Source organism: Leptospira ilyithenensis (assembly GCF_004771005.1).
Lineage (GTDB): Bacteria > Spirochaetota > Leptospiria > Leptospirales > Leptospiraceae > Leptospira_A > Leptospira_A ilyithenensis.
The window spans coordinates 1-19,388 of the sequence record NZ_RQHV01000061.1 but is presented as its reverse complement, the minus strand read 5'-3'; the positions used below and the strand labels follow the sequence as shown (position 1 = coordinate 19,388).

The following is a 19,388-nucleotide window of genomic DNA, read 5'->3' as shown; positions in this document are numbered from 1 at the left end:
GGAGATTAAAGTTTTCCCTCCGGCTGAAGAACTTCCATACATTCTTTTTGGATGGAACGTAGAGTTTCATTTTCAGGAAACTCCTCCAGACCTAAGTTGGCCACTTGGAGTCCTTTTTGGTAAAACCCGGCGTTTTTGTAATCATAGCCCATTTTTAAATAGGTTTTTGCCGCTGTTTCATAATAAAACTCGTCTTTCTTCTGATTGCCTTTGTGGTATGTTTTTGTCAAAGCAGCAAGTGCAGGGTAATATTCCCTCTCTGCTACCAAAGACTGAACTACCAGTTTTTTGCGTTCAGGATTGTAAGTTTTGTCTAATTTTTCGGATTGGTTTAGGTATTGGATCGCTTTTGCATATTGGTTTTTGCCTATATGAGCTCTTCCAAGATATAAATTCAATTCCGGGCTATTCGCATTCGCATTTTTTAAAGAAAAAATTTGATTCAAAGTCTCAATAGAATCGTCGTATTTACCAAGCTCTAAAAGAAGTCTTCCTTTCGTAAGATAAAGTTTGGATTTTGTTTCGTCAGATGCATTGGAGATTTTAAGCTCTTTGTCGATGGACTCGATCTGAGCAAAATGGGAACTTGTGTTGATCTTAGGATATCCCCCTATCATGCGCACGGAATCATCCGTGGATGCACAATTCAACACAACCGCCAACGCCATAAACAGGGTTAGTGGGTAAAGTCGTTTCATTAGCCTACCTTCAGTTTCTCTAATTCCTCTAGGAAATTCAATGTTTCCGCTTCCCGATCCTCTTTTTCCAAAGGAAAATAGAGAACCACGTCCCGGGAAAGCTCTTTTATAAATCGAGACGGGTCGCTCGCGATTTGTTCTCCGAATTTTCGCCTGGAACGGGCTGCGGTCAAGTACAATTTTCGCCTTGGCCGAGTCATTCCCACGTAGAGAAGCCTTCTTTCTTCATCGACAGCTTCTCCTTCTTCTATAACACGTGAGTTCGGTAAAATTCCCTCTTCCAGTCCAACTAAAAAAACTAAATCGTATTCCAGACCCTTGGACTGGTGCATAGTCAGGAGTTGGACTCTCCGGTCCTTTTCCTCCTCCTTGGGTTCGTCCTCCATCATCAGGGCCAGGCGTTGCAAAAAGTCGAAAATTTTCGGTTTTTCCTCTCTTTCCTCGTTTTCGAAAAAGGCGAGCATATTGACCAGTTCGCTCAGGTTGAAAATCCGTGCTTTGGAGACTTTTTCGTCAGATTCCTCGATCGAAATCTCCCTTTCAAAACCGATCTGGGTGATCATCTCTTTCAAAACCGGGGCCAGTTTGGGAGAGAGTGAAAATTTCTTTTTGAATGTTTCCACAAGTTCCACGAAATGATAAATCTCCTGGCGCACTTTGGTTTTAACTTCTGTTAAATAATCAACATCTTCGACGATTTTCAAGAAAACATCGAAGATGGAAATGCCTTTGCTGAATGCTTCTTCCTGCAATTTATTTACAGTAGTGGGTCCGATTCCCCGTTTGGGATAATTGATGATGCGAAGCAGGGAATAATCGTCTTTCGGATTTGCCACATAACGGAGATAACAGATACAATCCCTCACTTCTTTGCGATCGAAAAAATTATAACCGCCTACTACCTTATAAGGAATGTTTCTATTTCTAAGTTCTTCTTCGAACGGTCTCGATTGAAAATTCGTGCGGAACAAAATAGCAATCTCGTTTCCCTGAAATTCATTTTTGATAAGCACGGACTGAATCCGACTGGCAACAAAGATGGCTTCCTCTTTTTCATCCGCAGTTTCGTAATACTCCACATTCTCATCAGATTGAATCCGACTGAAAAGTTGTTTTTCCTTTCGACCCTTGTTGTTTTTGATAAGTGAATGCGCGGCTTCTATGATGGGTTGTGTAGAACGGTAATTTTCAAGCAATCGGACTATTTTTGCATGAGGGAATTCTCTTTCAAAATTCAAAATGAGTTCTACGTTGGAACCTCGAAAAGCATAAATACTCTGATCGTCGTCTCCCACCACACAAAGGTTATCGCTTTTCCCCCGGAACAGAGACAAGAATTCATATTGAAGTTGGTTGGTATCCTGGAACTCATCCACAAGAAAGTACTGGTATTTTTTATGATACGCTTCTGCTACTTCCGGAAACTCGTGCAAAATTCTTTTGGGAAGTAAAATCAAATCATCAAAGTCGATTGCATTTTTTTCCTTCAGTCCTTCTTCATACATGGGAAATAATTCTTGTGCAATCAGACTGAACTCTTCGGAAACATCGAGCGAAGCGTTTCTCGAAAGTCCCATCGTATTTTTTGCATAGGAAATTCTCCGAAGGATTTCTTTCGGAGGGACTTTCTTAGGATCTATTTTTTTGATTTTGAGAAGTTCGGAAACAAAGGATTCCTGGTCTCCTCCGTTGAATAACAGAAAAGTTTCGTGATAACCGAGTTTGGTAATATGTTCTTTTAGTATCCTGAGACCTAACGAATGAAAGGTGGAAAGTATGATTCCTTTCAGTTTTTCACGAGGCACCATTTTCCTAAGTCTTTCCGAAAGTTCCTTTGCACTTTTATTAGTAAAGGAAAGTGCCACGATCCTTCCCGCAGAGATTTCTTTGTTTTGAATCATATGGGCGATCCTGTTTGTGATCACCCTGGTTTTTCCGGAACCTGCTCCCGCAAATACAAGGAGCGGGCCTTGTATTGTATTGACTGCTTCCATTTGGGCGGGGTTGAGTTTCATATTCTTTTTCTTTAAGTCGCCCGGGAAAGGGACATAATCCAGAAAAAGTACAAAGTTCTACCTGAAAACCAGAAAAATAACCCGAAAGGCCTGCCTTTCGGTATTTTTAACATCTATTTATTTGATTTCATCAATCTGAGACATGGCATCCAATTCCCCTTGTTTGGCGGTGCGGATTTTCCAGTCTTTGTTTTTAGGATCTATATCCAAAGCATTCCCTTTCTCTACTGTGAAAGAAACGTTGTCTGACTTTCGGGTGATCTCTACTGCACCGTCCCGAACTGCAAACGTACCTGTTTCCGTTTCTTTGTTTACCTGGCCCCAAAACTGAGTGCCTCTTACCGCAGCAACGACTGTGGGAGTCACCACTTTCAAGGACTGTCCCTTATTCAATTTTGCCGCTTTGACAAGTATATTTCCCTCGGAAACGGTAAGAGAGAGTGCATCTTGCGTAAGAGCGTCCAAACTGACAACAGTGTCTCCCAGCATACGCATCGTTCCCAGATCGGATGCAAGATCCAGGCTCGCGCCTTTTGCAGTTCTGATCACTTCAGACTGCGGAAGAATATCATATGCCCTCAGGCTTTTGGGTTCCTGACTTTTTTCCGCTTCTCCCTTTAAAAAGGAAATGGTAAAAACTTTGGACTTTGGTTCCTCTTTGCAGTTCACGAATGAGCAAACCAGAACTACAGTTAGAAAAAAAAGAAAGGTAAAACGTTTCATTTTAGAACACTCCTTGCTTACGTTTGTTACGTAGAACTTAGACAATCTCCGATTGAAAACCGTTAGAAAATGTGTATTCAGAATTGCTGCCGAAAAATTTAACTAATAGGCTCATGGCAAAACACGAACGTAATAATTGGAAAGATATTTATCCCACCCCCATCTACACTCTTGCCAGTTTCGATATGGAACTACCGAGAACCCAAAAAATAAAAACATACTACGTATTGAAATCCAAAGATTGGGTGAATGTGATTCCGATTACCAAAGAAGGAAAAATCCTTCTCATCCGCCAGTTCCGCCATGGTTTGGGAGAAATCAGTTTGGAAATTCCGGGAGGGATTGTAGACGAGGAAGGAAGAGATGCGTCTCTTGTTTCCGCAAAAAGAGAGTTACGTGAAGAAACAGGATTCACTGCCAAAGATGAAAATTACGAACTGCTATCCAAATTTTCAGGAAACCCTGCGATGTTCACAAACTGGTCCTACTCCTATATTGCAAAAGATGTGGAAAAAACGGGCCCCGTCGAATTCGACGAAGGAGAAGATATAGAAATCCTACTCGCTTCACCGGAAGAAGTGAAACAATACTTAGTCGAAGGCAAAATCCATCATCCTCATATGGCTGCAGCACTAGGATTGTATTTTTTAAAGCAAGAAAGAACTTAATGCAATCGTTTAGGATAAACGCCTTTATTTTGAGGGTTTCTCCGAAAAAATTCAGTCTCACTCTAGCAAATCCTTGCAAAAAATCCGCTACAAATGCGAAAGAACTAGAAATTTTCGTTTAATAGATCATAATGGACCAATGGTGAACAAAATGACACGCTCCTTTCTGATTTTGTGTTTAATCCTGCTTTTTCAAACTCAGTTTTTAACGGCTGAGGAAGATCCCAAACTAGAACCGATTACGATTACTGTGCAAAAGGGAGAAAATCTATCTCTCATTTCCAAAAAGTATCTTGAAGATTCCAATCGTTGGTCCGAACTATTAAAATATAATAAAATTCCAAATCCCAATTTGATCAAACCGGGTATGAATCTGGTGATCCCCGTCTTCCTTCGGAAACCAGTGATGGGAGTGGCAAGTTTTGTCATCGGAAAAGTGGAATGGAACGGTGCAGGAGGAACAGGGCCTTGGACTCCTATGAAACTGGGACAAGAACTGCACGCTAAAGACCAGATCAAAACTTCCGAAAAAGGCAAAGTAGACATTCAAATCAGAGAAGTAGGACTCATTCGGGTTTTCCATGATAGCTTATTCGAGGTGAAGGGAAAAGAAACTCCTAACTCTGCGGTTTCAGTAGCACTTCTCAAAGGCAGTCTTGATGCCAAAGTAAACAAGTCCGCACAAAAGCAAGGCGACTACAAACTAACAATAGTAAATCCATCAGCGACTGCGGGTGTTAGGGGAACTGAGTTCCGAGTGGAATTGGATTCCAAACTCAATAGTACAACTTCCTGTTTTGAAGGAGTTGTAGATGTGAACGCGCAAGGGAAAACAGTCACAGTTACGGAAGGTATGGCCACTTTTGTTGAAAAAGGAAAAGCTCCGGTGGAACCTTATTTGATTCCTGAAGCTCCCAAACTAAAAGCCGAATAAGAATACGAATGAAAAAAATTTGGATCCTTTTACTTTTCTCTTCTACTATCATTCTCTCGGAACCAAAGAAGGAACTCAGTATCCTGATTGATTCTCCCGAAGATGCCAATTTTGAATTGGAGCTTTGGAAAGAAAATCCGGGAAATGGTGATGCTATCACCAAATCGGTTCCTGAAGTAATCTTATTCAGAGGAAACAAAATCAAAGTCAATCCGAAAGATGAATTTGTTTTCTTTCGGGTGAGACGCATTGGAAATTTCGGAGCCAAAGGATTTTGGACCCAAGTGTATTCCGCCGATGTGGATCCGGGTTCCCCACTTTCCGTTCCCAATGAATTCAAACAAGCTCCCAAAGTATTTGCAAAGGTAGAAGAGCCGGTGGTGGAACGTCCGAGTGATACAGGTAGTTTTGTAGCCATTCCCGACAAAGGAAATGTAACCCTTTATCTGACGCGTGAAAAATTGAAGATCACGACTACGGACTCAATGGCAGGGACACTCGTAACGCATTACAAGGTTAATGACGGTATCTGGCAGACTTTACCTGCGGGTGAATTTTTGAGTTTTTCGGATGAAGGTAATTATAATCTACAGTATTACTCTGTGGACCGGGTAGGAAACAAAGAAGAAACTCGTTCCGTTTATTTCATCAAAGATACATTGGCGCCTAAGACTAATTTGTTGTGGTTGGATGAAAAACAAACGAATGGACAAACATCAGGTTATTATTCTCCCGAAACCAAACTTAGTTTGAATTCCACTGATTTAGGAAGCGGTATCCAAGAAAGTTTTTATGCAGTTCAGTGTACAAATTCGGAATCTGCGTCTTTCCAAAAGTATACTTCTCCCATCTCGTTGAAAGAAAGTTTCTCAGAATGCAAAAACCAATACCGCTTGCTTGTATATTCCGTAGATAAAGTGGGAAACAAAGAAACGACACAAGTGTTTGAAATCAATTACAGTTCTCTCGCAGTGGCAACCGTTCAGGAAGAAAAAAAGAACTGATTATCATCCCGTAGCTATAATCGCCCCGTTCTTCGTAACAATCACCGTATGTTCGAACTGGGTGACGAGAGATCCGTCTCTCGTTTTCAATGTCCAACCGTCATTTGCCTCATACACATAATGAGCGCCGGTGGAAACAAAAGACTCAATTGCAAGAACCAGACCTTCATTCAATTTGAAGGTTTCTTTTTTATCTTCATAAGGAAGCACTTGAGGAGGTTCGTGCAATTTACGGCCTGTTCCATGGCCTGCTAAATTCCTTACCATCGTGTAACCTTCGTTCTTTGCAGAAAGATGCATCGCCCTTCCTATATTTCGCAAATAATTTCCTGTCTTTGCCTGGGAAATTCCAGCGAGAGTGCTGTTCCTTGCCGCCTGACAGAGATGAGTTCTTTCCGGATTGGAATTGCCTACCGTCAGAGAAATCCCGCAATCCGCGTAAAATTCGTCCAACTTTCCGGACACGTCGATATTTACCAAATCGCCTTCTTTTAATATTTTTGTTTCGGAAGGAATTCCATGAGCGGCTTCTTCATTAACGCTGATGCAAGTGAAGCCCGGGAAATTGTAATCGAATTTAGGAGCCGACATTGCTCCGAATTTATGAAAATAGCTTTCAGCAACTGAATCCAATTCTTTTGTACTGATCCCGGGTCTTACCAATCGGACCAAAACATCACGAACAAGGGCTACAAATTTCCCCGCCTTTAAAATACCTTGCAATTCTCTTTCGTTTTGAATCGACATATAACATTAGGATCCAAATTTGTTATGTATAGGAAACTATTTTACAGATATTTTTGTAAAATTTCCTTCAATGCTTTCGTATCAACCGGCTTGGTTAGAAAATCATTCATTCCTACGGAAAAACATTTATCTTTTTCTTCGACCAATGCACCAGCAGTCAAGGCAATGATCGGAACCGTTCTTTCATTTGAATTTTCGGATTCTCTAATCATCTTTGTTGCAGTGAGACCGTCCATTACCGGCATTTGAATGTCCATAAGCACCAAATCGGGTCTTTTCGATTGAAATTGTGTAACAGCTGCTTGTCCGTCTTCAGCTTCTATCAAACAGGCATTCGGATACCATTGACTTAGGAATTTTTTCATAAGTTTTCGGTTGATCAGATTATCTTCTACAAGTAAAATCTTAGGGCCTGATAGATTGCTTTTAATCGGATTATTTTCTTTTGAGGAAATCACTGACCGATGATTTGACTGCTTTTGATGAATGGACTTGATCGCTTTGTATAAATCGTAAGACTTTACCGGCTTAACAAGCTTTTGATTGATTCCATATTCTACGGAATACTTGATCATCTTCATGTCCTCGCCCGAGCTATGAAGAAGAATGATAGGAAGATCCGTAGGAGAAAGTTTCAACTCTTCCCTAATCCATCTGGTTGTTTCCAATCCATCAAGCACAGGCATCTGGTAATCCATAATGACCAGATCAAAAGGATCGGAGTTCATGATTTTTTCCAATGCTTCTTTACCGTTTCCTGCTTCCTCTACGATTTGATTCGAACCGATCAGCGTTTGAGATAATATTCTGCGATTATTGTCATTGTCATCCACAATCAAAATGCGCTTTGCATTTGCAAATTTACCTAATAATTTCTTTTCATCCTTAGAAAATGCAGAAACCAAATCAAAATAGAATATGCTTCCCTTCCCAACTTCAGTTTCCAAGTTGAGAGTTCCTCCCATCATCCCCACAAGAGAATCGGAAATAGTAAGACCGAGCCCTGTACCGCCAAACTTGCGTGTAGTGGAAGCGTCTCCCTGGGAAAACTCTTTGAATAATTTCTTTCTGTCTTTTTCGCTGATTCCGATTCCGGTGTCCCTTACCGAAAATCGGAAAAGCCCTTTCGGGGGGTCATTTTCTTTAAATATCACTTGCAATTCAACTTCGCCAGCATCGGTAAACTTGATTGCGTTACTTAAAAGATTCATCAACACCTGTTTCAAACGGATAGGATCCGCTGTGATGAAACGAGGCAAATCAGGCTCGTAATTTAGCAATAACTCCAGTTTCTTTTCATCTGATTTATATTTTAGAATATCTATGATTTGTTCCAAAAGTTCAACCAGATCCACTTCCACCTCATCGAGTTCCATTTTGCGGGCTTCGATTTTAGAAAAATCCAAGATATCGTTTATGATTCCAAGCAATGAATTGGCCGAAACGATCGTATTATGAACGTATTCTTTTTGCAAAGAATCAAGTTCTGTATTTGATAATAGCTCGGAGAACCCAATCACCCCGTTCAAAGGAGTTCTAATCTCATGACTCATATTTGCAACAAACTCTGATTTGGCGTGATTTGCGGCGTCCGCTTGTTCTTTAGCAAATAATAAAACCTGTTCGGATTGTTTTTTTTCGGTTATATCGGTTGTCACTATCACGCAGGACTCTTCTTCAAACGGGAGAGGCATGGCGCTTACTTCCGTCCAGATAAAGGAACCGTCTTCTTTTTCAATCCCTACTTCCATAGAATGAATCGGCTTTTGTTCTCTGATTGCTTTAGCCGTAGGCATATCTTCAGGTAACAAGAGTTTACCGTTGGAGCCGTAATATTTTCTATATTTATATAAACCTTGTTCCAAACCTTCTCTTGTAATACCTACTATATCGCTCAACGTTTGGTTGAATTCCAATAAGGTACGGTTCTTATCAATGATGGAAACACCGATGGGAAGAATATCAAATAGTTTAATCCATTTGGTAACACTCTCCCGCAAAGCACCCTTGGTATTTTTCTTTTCCGTAATGTCTTCCAGAACTACGGCAAAATGATCCGGCTCGTGATAATAAATGGTTTCTTTGAACCAACGGTCATTTTCTTTTAAGTAATATTCGATCTCTCTTCTGGTTCGGTGGACGGTAATGTTTCCGTAAACTTGAATTCTATCAAAGCCAGATTTTGGTAATAAACCCATTACCTCGGAAGCAAACCGATTGGTAATATTTTCCGAAAAAACACCTGTTAAATTCTCAAAAGCAGCATTTACAGCTAAAATTTGATAATCTTTGGGTTGGTTTTTATCATCCGAAATCAGACGGTGGTAGGCGAATCCATAAGGAAGGCCTTCAATCAGACTTTGGTATATATGGAAATCCATGATTTAAGGAAATCAGACGAAAAAAAGAAGGAAAATAGAAACTTTAAGTAAGCAAATTTACGGAGTTTTATCTTTTTTCCGTTTTGTGATAGGTGGAATTCGGCAGAAAAATGTAGCGGATCCTGCCAGAACAAGTCCCCGTTTTTTCAAAAACCACAGCCTGTTCTTGAAATGGATGGATCCGCAGTATCCTGAAAAACAAGCTTCCGGGCTTGGGAAAAAATCTTAGATGGCAATTCCGCCGGAAAAAACCAATTCCACAAATCCGAAATTTTGAGAGGCGCGATTGGAACCACCACTTGTGAGAATATCGGTCAAGTCAATGTACCCGGCTTTTCCACCTAACTCAAGAAAGTAGGTTTTCATAAATTCATAACGTCCCGCAGTATATCCCGAAACTCCGTAACCAGAGATATGAAAATTATTATTCTGACCTTTTCCCATCACACGTGCGTCCGTCCTGCAAACAACCATTCCACCGCCCGCGGATGTTACCCAACTCAAAGCGGATTCTCCATTGGCAGCAGTCCACATAGGAATGAGATATCCCGCATCCAGGAAAAGAAAATTGAGACCGTCCGTATGTTCGAACTTGAGGATATCGGGAGTCAATGTAATCACCTCTTCTCCTCCGTGATAACCGGCCATCTGCGCGATATGGCCGGGAAATAAATACTGGAATGCGATGGATTCAATTGCAGGATGCAGATTGTTTTTTTGGATCGCAAGCGGATCCACATAACCTGAGTAAGCTACAGGCTGTCCTTGCGTGACAACATACTTCATATGATCCTGGCCGAACGCCAAGAAGAAATGGTCCGAAAAAAAGTAGGAAGCTTTCAGATTGTATTGGGGAATCTCAAATTTGGTAGGATCAATATAAACTGCCGAAAGTCGTTCAGGTTTGTCTTTTGCGTCTACGGACTTGTAAGTATAATGATAGCCAGGTCCGCGAAAATTGATATCGCTTTGAGTATAACCTGATCGGTTGTATCCCCATTGGAATGTCCATTTTCCTTTTCTATTTCCCACATGGTAAGGAGTTGTAGTTGCCTCCTCCTCAGCCAAAACCGGGCTAATAACAAGAAAAAAACCGATAAGAAAGACAAAAAATCGAATATGATTACGGTCCGAAGAGAAAGAAGCTTTTTTTTTCAAAGACATGTGAGCGTGGTATTTCCTCGTTTAAAGAAATGAAAAATTACCAGCGGAAACAGGAAAGATATTTATTGTCTTCTTGAATTCTTTGTCAAAAAAATACACAAAACTCCCAAGACGTTCCTTCACTATCCGATGAACGAAACAAAACATAACATTTGCTAAATCTATATATCAAAACAAGAAAACAAATCAGAAAGCGGAAAAGCCCCATTGTTTGAGTGGACAGAACCCCCTATGAAAAAACTAATGAAGGTAGAGTCCGTTCATGGCAAAATACCTTTCCAATTTTTCCATCTTTCAATTCAGAGATTTTCGTTTTTTCATTATTTCCCGATTTTTTATGATAATCGCCATCAACATTCAGGCAACGATCGTCGGCTGGCAAGTATATGACCTAACAGGGAGCACACTGGACTTGGGTTTGATCGGCCTTGCAGAGGCCATTCCTTCCATTATCGTTGCTTTATACGCAGGCCATTTAGCGGACATTAAAGAAAGAAGAAGCATCATGTTGATCTGCTTATTCGTTTTATTTCTCTGTTCTCTGGCTTTACTTAGTTTTACGGGACCTTTTTACTTTCTTTTGGAAAAATTCAAAGCCTATCCCATCTTTATAGTAATTTTCATTTCCGGGATTGCCAGAGGATTTATTTCACCGGCTATCTTCAGTTTTGTGACTCAAATCGTCCCCAAAGACAAATACGCCCAATCCGCAGCATGGATGGGAACTTCCTTTCAGGCAGGAGCCGTCCTTGGGCCGGCGGTCGGAGGTTTACTCTACGGTTGGATCAACATTCAGTCCGCTTATGTTTTAGACTGTATTTGCATAGGACTTCCCTTTTTAATGACCCTCTTTATTGCACCGCGACCTCTTCCTGAAAAGAAGATAAGAGAACCTTTGGCGCAAAGCCTTGCTGCGGGACTCAAATTCGTTTGGAAAAACGAAATCATGTTAGGTGCTATGGCATTGGATATGTTTGCCGTTTTATTCGGAGGAGCGATTGCACTACTTCCCGTATTTGCGAAGGATATTCTGGATGTAGGATCGGAAGGTTTGGGGATTTTGCGCGCAGCACCTTCTCTTGGTGCGTTTGTAATGGCTTATTTTCTGACACATAGGCCCCCTCTCAAACGGTCGGGCAGCCTGCTTTTGGGAAGTGTTTTCGGATTCGGAATTTGTATGTTGGTGTTCGGGCTTTCCAGTTTGTTTTGGATGTCACTCATTGCATTATTTCTCTCCGGTTTTTTCGATAGTGTTTCCGTCGTTATACGTTCCACCATCATGCAAACGATGACTCCGGAAGAGATGCGGGGAAGAGTCAGTTCCATCAATAAAATTTTTATCGGAAGCTCCAATGAAATCGGCGCATTCGAATCCGGAACGACCGCAGAAGCAATGGGACCTGTAGGGTCAGTATTATTCGGCGGAATTATGACTGTTTTGATCGTCATAATATCTGCAAGGTTTATTCCCAAACTCCGTAAATTAGAGCTAAAGGATTGGGTTTAAAAAATGATGGAAAAAAATTTACAATAGAAAAAGATTAGGGATAATTATGAGCGATTTCATTCACGATTCAAAACTTTCAGCTACCCATAAAGAAGAACTGGAAAAGATCATCAAAACGATGTTAACTGAAGTGAATACGAGGATTGCACATCTCGGCATCAATAATTTCATGCGATTGAACGATGATATCGCCAAAATCATCGTTCCTCTTCTGGAAGACAAACTGGATTGAACTTTAAAATTCCTTACATACAGATACTCCGCTGCCATTAGAATTCATTTTCTGTTTTTGTTGCAGATACCGGATCCAGCCGGGAATCTCAGTATTTTTTCTTTTCGTACAAATATGCCGATAACCTGAATCCGTTTCGAGTATGATCCAATTTTCTCCAACGATCTTTGTTTTTAAATCGAGATCAAAATCATTTCCTGAAACGGGATAAAATTCCGACGGTTCTTTTTTTCCGTCCCATAAAATCAATTTCCGAATTTGAATCATTTCATCCGCAGTCCATCTGTATTTATCCCAAAATGTTAGAAAAGACCAATGAGAATGAGATCGTAAAGGTTCGTTCATCCATTGAAAATCGGATGGCAAAACAAAATCTCTGGCCTGAAACCGATTGGGAAAAACCTGTTTATAGAATTCGTCTTCCGTTATGTCCAAAGAAACATTCAAAATATTTGCGAGCCCTGAAGAATTTCTGTCAACGAATGCGGAAGCACCCGTTTGTTTTGTCAAAAGGAAAGAACTCAATAGCTTGGAACCAATTCGAGTGATATGATAGGATGTTTTTTCTTACTCAGGATCGGAATTGTATTCGGAAGCTGCAGATTTGACTCTTTCCCATTCTCCTAAAAATTCTTTGGCAATCTTTCCGGAATTAAATTCGATAAAAAATTCACGATTTTCATCTCTTGCCGATACTGTGTAATTATAAGATCCGACGAGCACCTTTTCTTCATCTATTATCATTGTTTTATGATGTAACAATCCTCCTCGAAAACTTCCCTCTTTTACCTCTACATCTTCGTTTCCGTCCACATAAACTTTGGACGGATGGGAGAGTAAACCTCCGAGGATCTTTCCTTCATCATTGATCGGAAAATTATATACTGCTTCAACAACCACTCCCCTCTTGCTTGCGGCCAATAACGCATAACTGATCACCGGATCATAATGAGTATAGATCATATAACGTATGCTTGTTTTTGCATTTAAAATGGAATCGAGGATTTTGTCTTGAATTTGTTTTCCTGCTTCGGGAGAAAATAAAATCATTCCTTTGGAAAAGAGAAAGACCCCGGATAAATCGACTTCTTCCAAGTGTTCTCTGAATTTTCTAATCTCACCTGCTGGCAATGTCCATTCCCAATAAACATTATTGTCCCGAACCAGTCCGTGACCGCTGAAATTTCCAGTGCCAAGAAAGACTCTTTCCTCATCAGCAAATAAGATCTTCGTATGGTGAATGCCCGATCCTTTCCAGGGAGTCACATGAATTCCGAATTTTTCCGCTTCTTCATAAGACTCGTCTTTATCTCCTAATAAATTGATTTTCACTCCTCTCGATTTTGCTTTTCTTAAAGCAATCAAACTATCCAGATCATCCAAACTATAAATAAATCCGTCTATCCTGAATTTGGCGCTATCGATAAAACTCACTATTTTTCGCCTAACTTTAAATTTACTATCTTCGGGAGTATCACGTCCGGGATAGGCAAAATAAAAGATTGTTTCGGCGGGAGTAATTTGCGTTAATAATGCTGAAAGATCGGTATCGTTTTTAGACTTCGGTTTGCAATTCACAAACAAAACAGCAATGAAAATAATCGTTAGTTTCTTCATTAGAAATGAATCCTCCCGAATGCGCTGACCATCGTGCCACTGAGTCCCAAACTTTCGGCAGACCAAAGATAACTTAGCAAGATTCCCAATTCCAAGACTCCATCCAAATGAAGGCTTGTTTCCAAAGCTGATTCAGCCAAAAAAAACAATTCAAAACTCTCCTTTTTGAAACTGATTTTTCCCTCCGATTTTCCCTGGGCCAAATAGGGTAAAAAATAGGCTCCGATCATACGAAAGTAAAATAAATCAGTATGATATGATAAAATCAGTTCGGAATAATATGCGGGAGTCCGTCCGTTAAGCAATGTTTGGTTTCTTTCCAGACCGTTCCCGGTGATAAACCCTCCCGGGTAAATTTGTAAAACTTGGGAAAGAAACAGAGTAGATCCGAGATGGGTTCCCATTCCAGTAAAACCCAAACACGACAATTTACCGGTATCGGATCGTTTGTCAGAATCATTCAAATAATTCGACCACCTTACGCCGTACAGTTGGTTTTGCCAACCACCCCCCAAGGATATCGCTTCGCCTTCGATAGGCAAGGAACCTGAATTTTGAATCGATTTTGAATATGTTCGATCCGTTCCTTTCGCCCAAAGAAATTCCCCCATCAGATAAAATTCATTCCAATCGAATTTTCCTCCTATAACACCCGTAACAACGGAATCCCCATCCCCTCCTTTTTCTTTTACATCCGATTCGATTTCACGAGTCTGTTTTCCCCAAGAACCTTGTTCCAAATATTGTATTCCCAATGACAGAGATGATTTTTTCCCGTAAACGACTCCCAAACTATGTCTTCTTCTTTGACCGCCAGACCGATCTGCCTTCCCGATTGAAATGATCCCGGGAGATAAAAATTCTTTTTCAAGAATCCTATAACCTTGGTAATAGTCCCATAGAAATACCTGTGTTTTTAAGTTTTCGGAAAATACTTTTTCAAAAAAAAGTCCATCCCCTCCATCCGAATAACCAAGGAAAGGTGATGATCGAAAGGAATGTTCCTTACGTCCAACACCTAAGAGGAGACCCCAAAGTTTACCTGCGATATAACTGTTTTTCCCCAGATAAATGTCCGGGCGGGAAGAATTTCCTCTTGTCACCAGTTGCATATTCCAATGGATTTCCAAACGTTCCCAGGAAGCCGAATATCCGAAACCGCCGAAATGAACTTGTTCCGTATTGCGATTCAAATATTGCCCGGACAAATCATTGGCTGCGGGAAAGCCATCTTGCAGATACCAGCCGGGAGATTCAGCAAAGCCGGGTCTTAGCCGTTCATAAAGAATTTGAACCTCCGTTGTTCTGGATCCGGTGCTAACACTTAATCCTTGTTTATCGGCATATAAAAAACCTGTTAGTGACAATACTAAAATTGAAATAAATAAGGGTTTCAATTTTGAGCCTGAAAGATTTGAAAATCTTTGGAGCCATTTCCTATTTTTCCGGGAATCAATAAGGAATACTGATCCGTTTCCGTTTTTACCGAAAAAGGTGACAGAGTTGTTTTTTTCCCATAACTGGAAATATGGATTCTATCTCCGTTTTCCATTTTATAAAGATCCAGTTTTTCCTGTGCGGCGATTCCGTTTCCTATAGTTGAAGTGGAAACCACTGTAAGAAGTTTATCCGTATTACGAATGATTGGTGGGAAATACCAATTTTCTCCGTCGGGATCGACAATCCATCCGCAATCTCCCGGATCCAAAACTCCCGACCCAAAATCCAAATGGGAATTCGAAAGAAAATTCGGTATCTTGTTCGGAAATCGGGTATGATAAGAAACAATTCCATCCGAAGAGTTTTCATCCTCGATTAAGAACCGACTTAAGTCTTCCGAATGATTCGAACGATTGCAAATATATACCCATTCGTTCCCAGACTGTGCAGGATTCGGAAATACTCCTTCAATTACAACGCTTCCCTGTCTATGAATCATTGTTTGGTGGAAGTTTTCGAAAGAAAAAGAAAATTCGGAAAAGATGATTTCGTCTGAAAGAAACGCGTCTAAATTTTGAAATTCAGCATTCGCAAGTTTCGTTTCCGAAAAAGAGGTTTCGAAAATCAGTGGAAAGGAAACCGAATGATTGCCGGAAAAAAGCCTGCTTGTCCCCTCTCTCAGATTTTCCGGTAGCAGAAAATAAACATCCGTTTTTAAAATCTTTTCCGATTCGGAAACAGGTTTTTCCAAACCGGCAATCTGAATCCCTTTTTGGTTGAATTCGCCCGGACTGAAATACGTGAAATCAGAACAGCTAACGTTTGTTTTTTTACTAAAACTATTTAGAAACGGATGAGTTTCGGGATGAATGCTCACTCGTATATTCTGATCTATGCCGAAGTCCTGATAGATAAGAGGATTATAACTAAATTGAAATTTTGGATTCCCGGAACGCACGGATCCAAACAGAGAGTCGGAAGTGGTAATTGTGGTGGTCCAATCACCTAGAATGCCTTCAGGAAGGTCAATACCAACTAACGATATACAAGCGAAAGAGCCAGAATGAACAAAAGGAAAAAAATTGTCTTTCTCCTTCCAGAATACAAAATTTCTTTTTCTATCCGTTTCAATGGAAAAATATACAAATCCTTCCGCGTCCAATGGGCTTTTCCATTCCAAAAATCTTTCCGAATAACTGCCTATTCCATCCTTGGTTCCTTTGAATAGAACCTCCGAAATCTCCAAAGGTAAATAAGAATGTCTGTCAAAAACAAATACATCTCCCGGACTAATCTGCAATCCTTTCGAAACAAAGTAAGGATGGGAATTCAAATTAGGATGCGGCACAGAACTTCCATCCGCACTGACTAGGATGGACCTTTCCGCGAAGCCACCTTTATGAGTTAAAGCGTAATGATCTTCGGAGCGAAAAATGATCTTGCTTTTGCCGGATTCTCTTTCCGTAATTTTAAGTTCGGGAATTTGGTATTTGATTTGTTTGGTGCTAAATGGTTTGGTCAAAGATGAAAAGGACCAACCTTCCCAAACAGATCTGGAAATTAAAAATACCTCTCCTCGGGAAACCGGTTTTGATTTGGATTGCAATGGAAATACATCTCCTTCATACGTCAATTCCAGAGAAGAAAGATCGCATACTTCTCCGTCATTGACCCACTCCAGGTAGGCACCCAAATTGAATGTAGACTGACCTGTACCCGAAAAATATTCAGAGAGTCGGATATTTTCCACAACGCAGGACTTTTCCCTGAACTTACTTTCCAAAAGAGCGCCTGCAATCTCATTGGGAAGTCCCGGGTTACCACAAAACGAATCTTTTGTGATATAATAATTCAATGTATTTCTACAGCTTGCTTTCCGACGACTATTTGCAAAATACTCCCCTCCTTGCGAAAAGATATATTTCGGCTCAATAGACAAATTCCCGTTCAGGTTCCAAAAACCTACTTTCCCTATCTTTTCCGCCATACCAGAGTCCAATTTCAAACCGGACATTGTGTCCGAGTCCCGAAAAAGAAAAACCGATTTAGGAAGAATCAGTTTGTGAAATGATTTTAAAAATTCCAGATCCTTTGCAAAAATCTTTTTATCAGGCAGCGAATCCGTTTCCTCGAAACCGAAAGATTCATATTCGGGACAAGTCACTTCTTCGGAAGGATTTTCCCACTCCAGATAACGTTTGTAAATCGAATCGGAATGGCGGAATGATTCGGACACCACGGGCAAATCCGGTCTGCAAACCTGCAACCATTTTTGATTTTGTTCTACGATCTTGTCTTTCAATGAAATCGGATCGGAACATGCGAATTCCAAAGAGATAAATCGAATCTGCGAAACTGTAGTCGCTAGGATTCTGGAAGGGAACAGGATTTCGCATTCTTTTTCAGACCATCGGTAAAATTCGGCATTAGGAACATCAAACCGGGAATAGGCGATCGTGCCGTCCGACAATGAGTTTTTTGCATAAGATTCCAACGGGATCTGATTTCTATGTTCTTTTTCCCATTCCGAAAGCTTCAGATGTCTAGCATGCCAACCTTTTCCCCAACCCTCTCTAGGATGTTCGGAAGGAATTATTTCATCCAATAGGGAAAACGAGTTTTCCCAATACGGTTTCGTATCGGGATCGGAAGGAAGGCAAATTTTAAATTTAGCACCTGTTTCTCGGTCGAACAGAACCTTCGGAAGGGATAATAGACAAAAACCATCCTCTCCCGAATCTAAAAAACGTTCTTCCGAAAATTCCTGATCGAAAATCTCTTCCCCGTAACTGAATTGAAAAACCGGTGAATTGAGAGACGACCCTATAGGAAATGGAAAAATCGAATCTGAATTTCCCTTTCGCATACAGGATAAAAAAAACCAGACAAATAAAAATCCAAGGACAAGGTTTTGTAATCTCATATTTCCCCTGGCAAGTAAGGAGAAAAAAGTAAGAAGATTGGTTTTAAAAAATAAAAAACGATTCGGCTTTTTGACCGATCCATTTTTGGTTTCTACAATTGGCAGATGATTAGGGATGGCGCCTCGGATTTATTAGATGACCTGGATTTAGTCGAATAACATGTTTTTGCGAGGCTCAGGATCTTCTTCGGCAAAAAGGCGAACTTTTTCCGAGAATTTTCGGGAACACGCAAGGAAGGGTTGCCGGTTCGAGCTGAATATGTTAGTTGGAACTCATTGGGTGGCGGGTGGTTCACCATCCCGTTACCCATAAGTAAGTAACTTCCACATGATTGCCGCAGATTGTAATTTGTAAAGTCCCCTAGCCAAAGCCAGAACTCCAGGGTGTCCATCTCCTTTTCTACCGAGATGTCCGCCAAGTTGCCCTATCTGGCGCATAACTAAAGATAGTTTAGGAACTTCATTCGGAACATCTTTGGTCATATACAGTCTTGCGTGAAGTGCCTTCCATTCATGTTCTTCAAATAAAACGGATGCTGGTAAATCAGGGCATTCTCTGCCAAGTGTTGTTAGAAATAAAATTCTCCAGGCAATGATCGAATCAATGGCAAGAACTCTTTGTAATCGTTCCAATGTTTGAAATTGATGTTCTTCAATTTTGCAGCCTGACTTTAGAGTCTTAAAGAAAGTTTCAATCACCCACCTCCTGCGATACCATTCTATTTTTTCGAAAGCATCTTTAAAATTGAGAATTGGAATTGTTGTTAGAATGATCCAATGAATAGGGTCTCGTCCTTTGGGCGGGTTAACTTCGCTGGCGGAGATGGCGTATAATGGAATATTCGGATATTGATTTTTTTTTGGTAAATCATAAGAAGGTTTTATGGATACTTCTTTAAACTTTAACCTGAGTGTTGCTTCTCTTGCTTGTGAATTTTTCTTTTTAGGTATTATGATATCATACTCGGCAAATTCACTGATTTGATTCAATTCTTCGTATAAATATTTCGTTTCACCACTAGTGATGTTTCTGTTGGTTCTGGCTCGTATCAGCAGATCAGGCTTGTTTTCATTGGTGTTTTTGGCATGTTCCAGAAACAATTCAAAAATATCACCTTCCCTGTCGCAGATACTTACAAAGTGAAAAGACTTACTACTTGTCGCTTGTATTTCACATAATCTTTGAAATGATTTCAACCAACGATAACTTTCCTTATCTTCAATCGGTGTCCTCTTTCTATCAACTTTCTTTTGGTTGTGCGTTCTTCCATCTAGGGTTGATTCTCTCGCCCATACTTGAGAATCAAGAATTCCCAAGGCTGTTCCATCGACAGT

16 protein-coding genes are annotated in these 19,388 nt (G+C 40.5%); 5 read left to right on the top strand and 11 right to left on the bottom strand.

The window, feature by feature from the left end; all coding sequences use genetic code 11:
* Positions 1 to 5: 5 nt before the first annotated feature.
* From EHS11_RS13315 to lsa19, 3 genes are all read right to left on the bottom strand, one after another.
* The gene (locus tag EHS11_RS13315) at positions 6 to 698 is read right to left on the bottom strand and encodes a tetratricopeptide repeat protein (RefSeq protein ID WP_135764905.1); all 693 of its coding nucleotides are present in this window, start codon (positions 696 to 698) and stop codon (positions 6 to 8) included.
* Positions 698 to 2,713, bottom strand: a complete 2,016-nt coding sequence (locus tag EHS11_RS13310) for an ATP-dependent helicase (RefSeq protein ID WP_135764904.1) — start codon at positions 2,711 to 2,713, stop codon at positions 698 to 700. Before EHS11_RS13310 ends, EHS11_RS13315 begins: the two co-directional genes overlap by 1 nt.
* A gap of 117 nt (positions 2,714 to 2,830) precedes the next feature.
* Positions 2,831 to 3,436, bottom strand: a complete 606-nt coding sequence (gene lsa19, locus EHS11_RS13305) for an adhesin Lsa19 (protein ID WP_135764903.1) — start codon at positions 3,434 to 3,436, stop codon at positions 2,831 to 2,833.
* 113 nt (positions 3,437 to 3,549) lie between these two features.
* On the opposite strand from lsa19, the gene EHS11_RS13300 reads away from it, so the two are divergent.
* The 3 genes from EHS11_RS13300 to EHS11_RS13290 all read left to right on the top strand — a co-directional run bounded on the left by EHS11_RS13300 (position 3,550) and on the right by EHS11_RS13290 (position 6,042).
* Positions 3,550 to 4,104: an NUDIX hydrolase gene (locus EHS11_RS13300; RefSeq protein ID WP_135764902.1), complete on the top strand. Its 555-nt coding sequence runs from the start codon at positions 3,550 to 3,552 to the stop codon at positions 4,102 to 4,104.
* A gap of 151 nt (positions 4,105 to 4,255) precedes the next feature.
* A complete protein-coding gene (locus EHS11_RS13295; protein WP_246047880.1) occupies positions 4,256 to 5,038 on the top strand; it encodes a FecR family protein in 783 nt (260 codons plus the stop codon).
* A gap of 8 nt (positions 5,039 to 5,046) precedes the next feature.
* Entirely contained in the window at positions 5,047 to 6,042 is a 996-nt protein-coding gene (locus tag EHS11_RS13290) for an LBF_2017 N-terminal domain-containing protein (RefSeq protein ID WP_135764900.1), read from the top strand.
* 3 nt (positions 6,043 to 6,045) lie between these two features.
* On the opposite strand, the gene map is transcribed toward EHS11_RS13290, so the two are convergent.
* From map to EHS11_RS13275, 3 genes are all read right to left on the bottom strand, one after another.
* Positions 6,046 to 6,789: a type I methionyl aminopeptidase gene (gene map, locus EHS11_RS13285; RefSeq protein ID WP_135764899.1), complete on the bottom strand. Its 744-nt coding sequence runs from the start codon at positions 6,787 to 6,789 to the stop codon at positions 6,046 to 6,048.
* Between the two features lie 41 nt (positions 6,790 to 6,830).
* Entirely contained in the window at positions 6,831 to 9,170 is a 2,340-nt protein-coding gene (locus EHS11_RS13280; RefSeq protein WP_135764898.1) for a PAS domain-containing hybrid sensor histidine kinase/response regulator, read from the bottom strand.
* A gap of 225 nt (positions 9,171 to 9,395) precedes the next feature.
* Entirely contained in the window at positions 9,396 to 10,334 is a 939-nt protein-coding gene (locus tag EHS11_RS13275; protein ID WP_246047879.1) for a hypothetical protein, read from the bottom strand.
* A 262-nt stretch (positions 10,335 to 10,596) separates the two neighbouring features.
* Between EHS11_RS13275 and EHS11_RS13270 the strand changes: the two genes are divergently transcribed.
* Together EHS11_RS13270 and EHS11_RS13265 are read left to right on the top strand one after the other, a co-directional pair.
* Complete coding sequence (locus EHS11_RS13270) at positions 10,597 to 11,841, top strand: MFS transporter (RefSeq protein WP_135764897.1); 1,245 nt, start codon at positions 10,597 to 10,599, stop codon at positions 11,839 to 11,841.
* A gap of 46 nt (positions 11,842 to 11,887) precedes the next feature.
* The gene (locus tag EHS11_RS13265) at positions 11,888 to 12,073 is read left to right on the top strand and encodes a hypothetical protein (RefSeq protein WP_135764896.1); all 186 of its coding nucleotides are present in this window, start codon (positions 11,888 to 11,890) and stop codon (positions 12,071 to 12,073) included.
* Between the two features lie 3 nt (positions 12,074 to 12,076).
* Here EHS11_RS13265 and EHS11_RS13260 read toward each other — a convergent pair whose 3' ends face one another.
* The 5 genes from EHS11_RS13260 to EHS11_RS13240 form a co-directional block, all read right to left on the bottom strand.
* Positions 12,077 to 12,598, bottom strand: a complete 522-nt coding sequence (locus tag EHS11_RS13260) for a hypothetical protein (RefSeq protein ID WP_135764895.1) — start codon at positions 12,596 to 12,598, stop codon at positions 12,077 to 12,079.
* Positions 12,599 to 12,640: 42 nt separating this feature from the next.
* The gene (locus tag EHS11_RS13255) at positions 12,641 to 13,690 is read right to left on the bottom strand and encodes a phospholipase D-like domain-containing protein (RefSeq protein ID WP_135764894.1); all 1,050 of its coding nucleotides are present in this window, start codon (positions 13,688 to 13,690) and stop codon (positions 12,641 to 12,643) included.
* On the bottom strand, positions 13,690 to 15,057 hold the full coding sequence (locus EHS11_RS13250; protein WP_167884442.1) for an LA_2168 family protein: 1,368 nt from the start codon (positions 15,055 to 15,057) through the stop codon (positions 13,690 to 13,692). Before EHS11_RS13250 ends, EHS11_RS13255 begins: the two co-directional genes overlap by 1 nt.
* Positions 15,058 to 15,083: 26 nt before the next feature.
* The gene (locus tag EHS11_RS13245) at positions 15,084 to 18,053 is read right to left on the bottom strand and encodes an LIC11755 family lipoprotein (RefSeq protein WP_135764892.1); all 2,970 of its coding nucleotides are present in this window, start codon (positions 18,051 to 18,053) and stop codon (positions 15,084 to 15,086) included.
* A gap of 303 nt (positions 18,054 to 18,356) precedes the next feature.
* Positions 18,357 to 19,388, bottom strand: a 1,032-nt coding sequence (locus EHS11_RS13240) for an IS4 family transposase (protein WP_135764891.1), incomplete at its 5' end; no start/stop codon positions are given.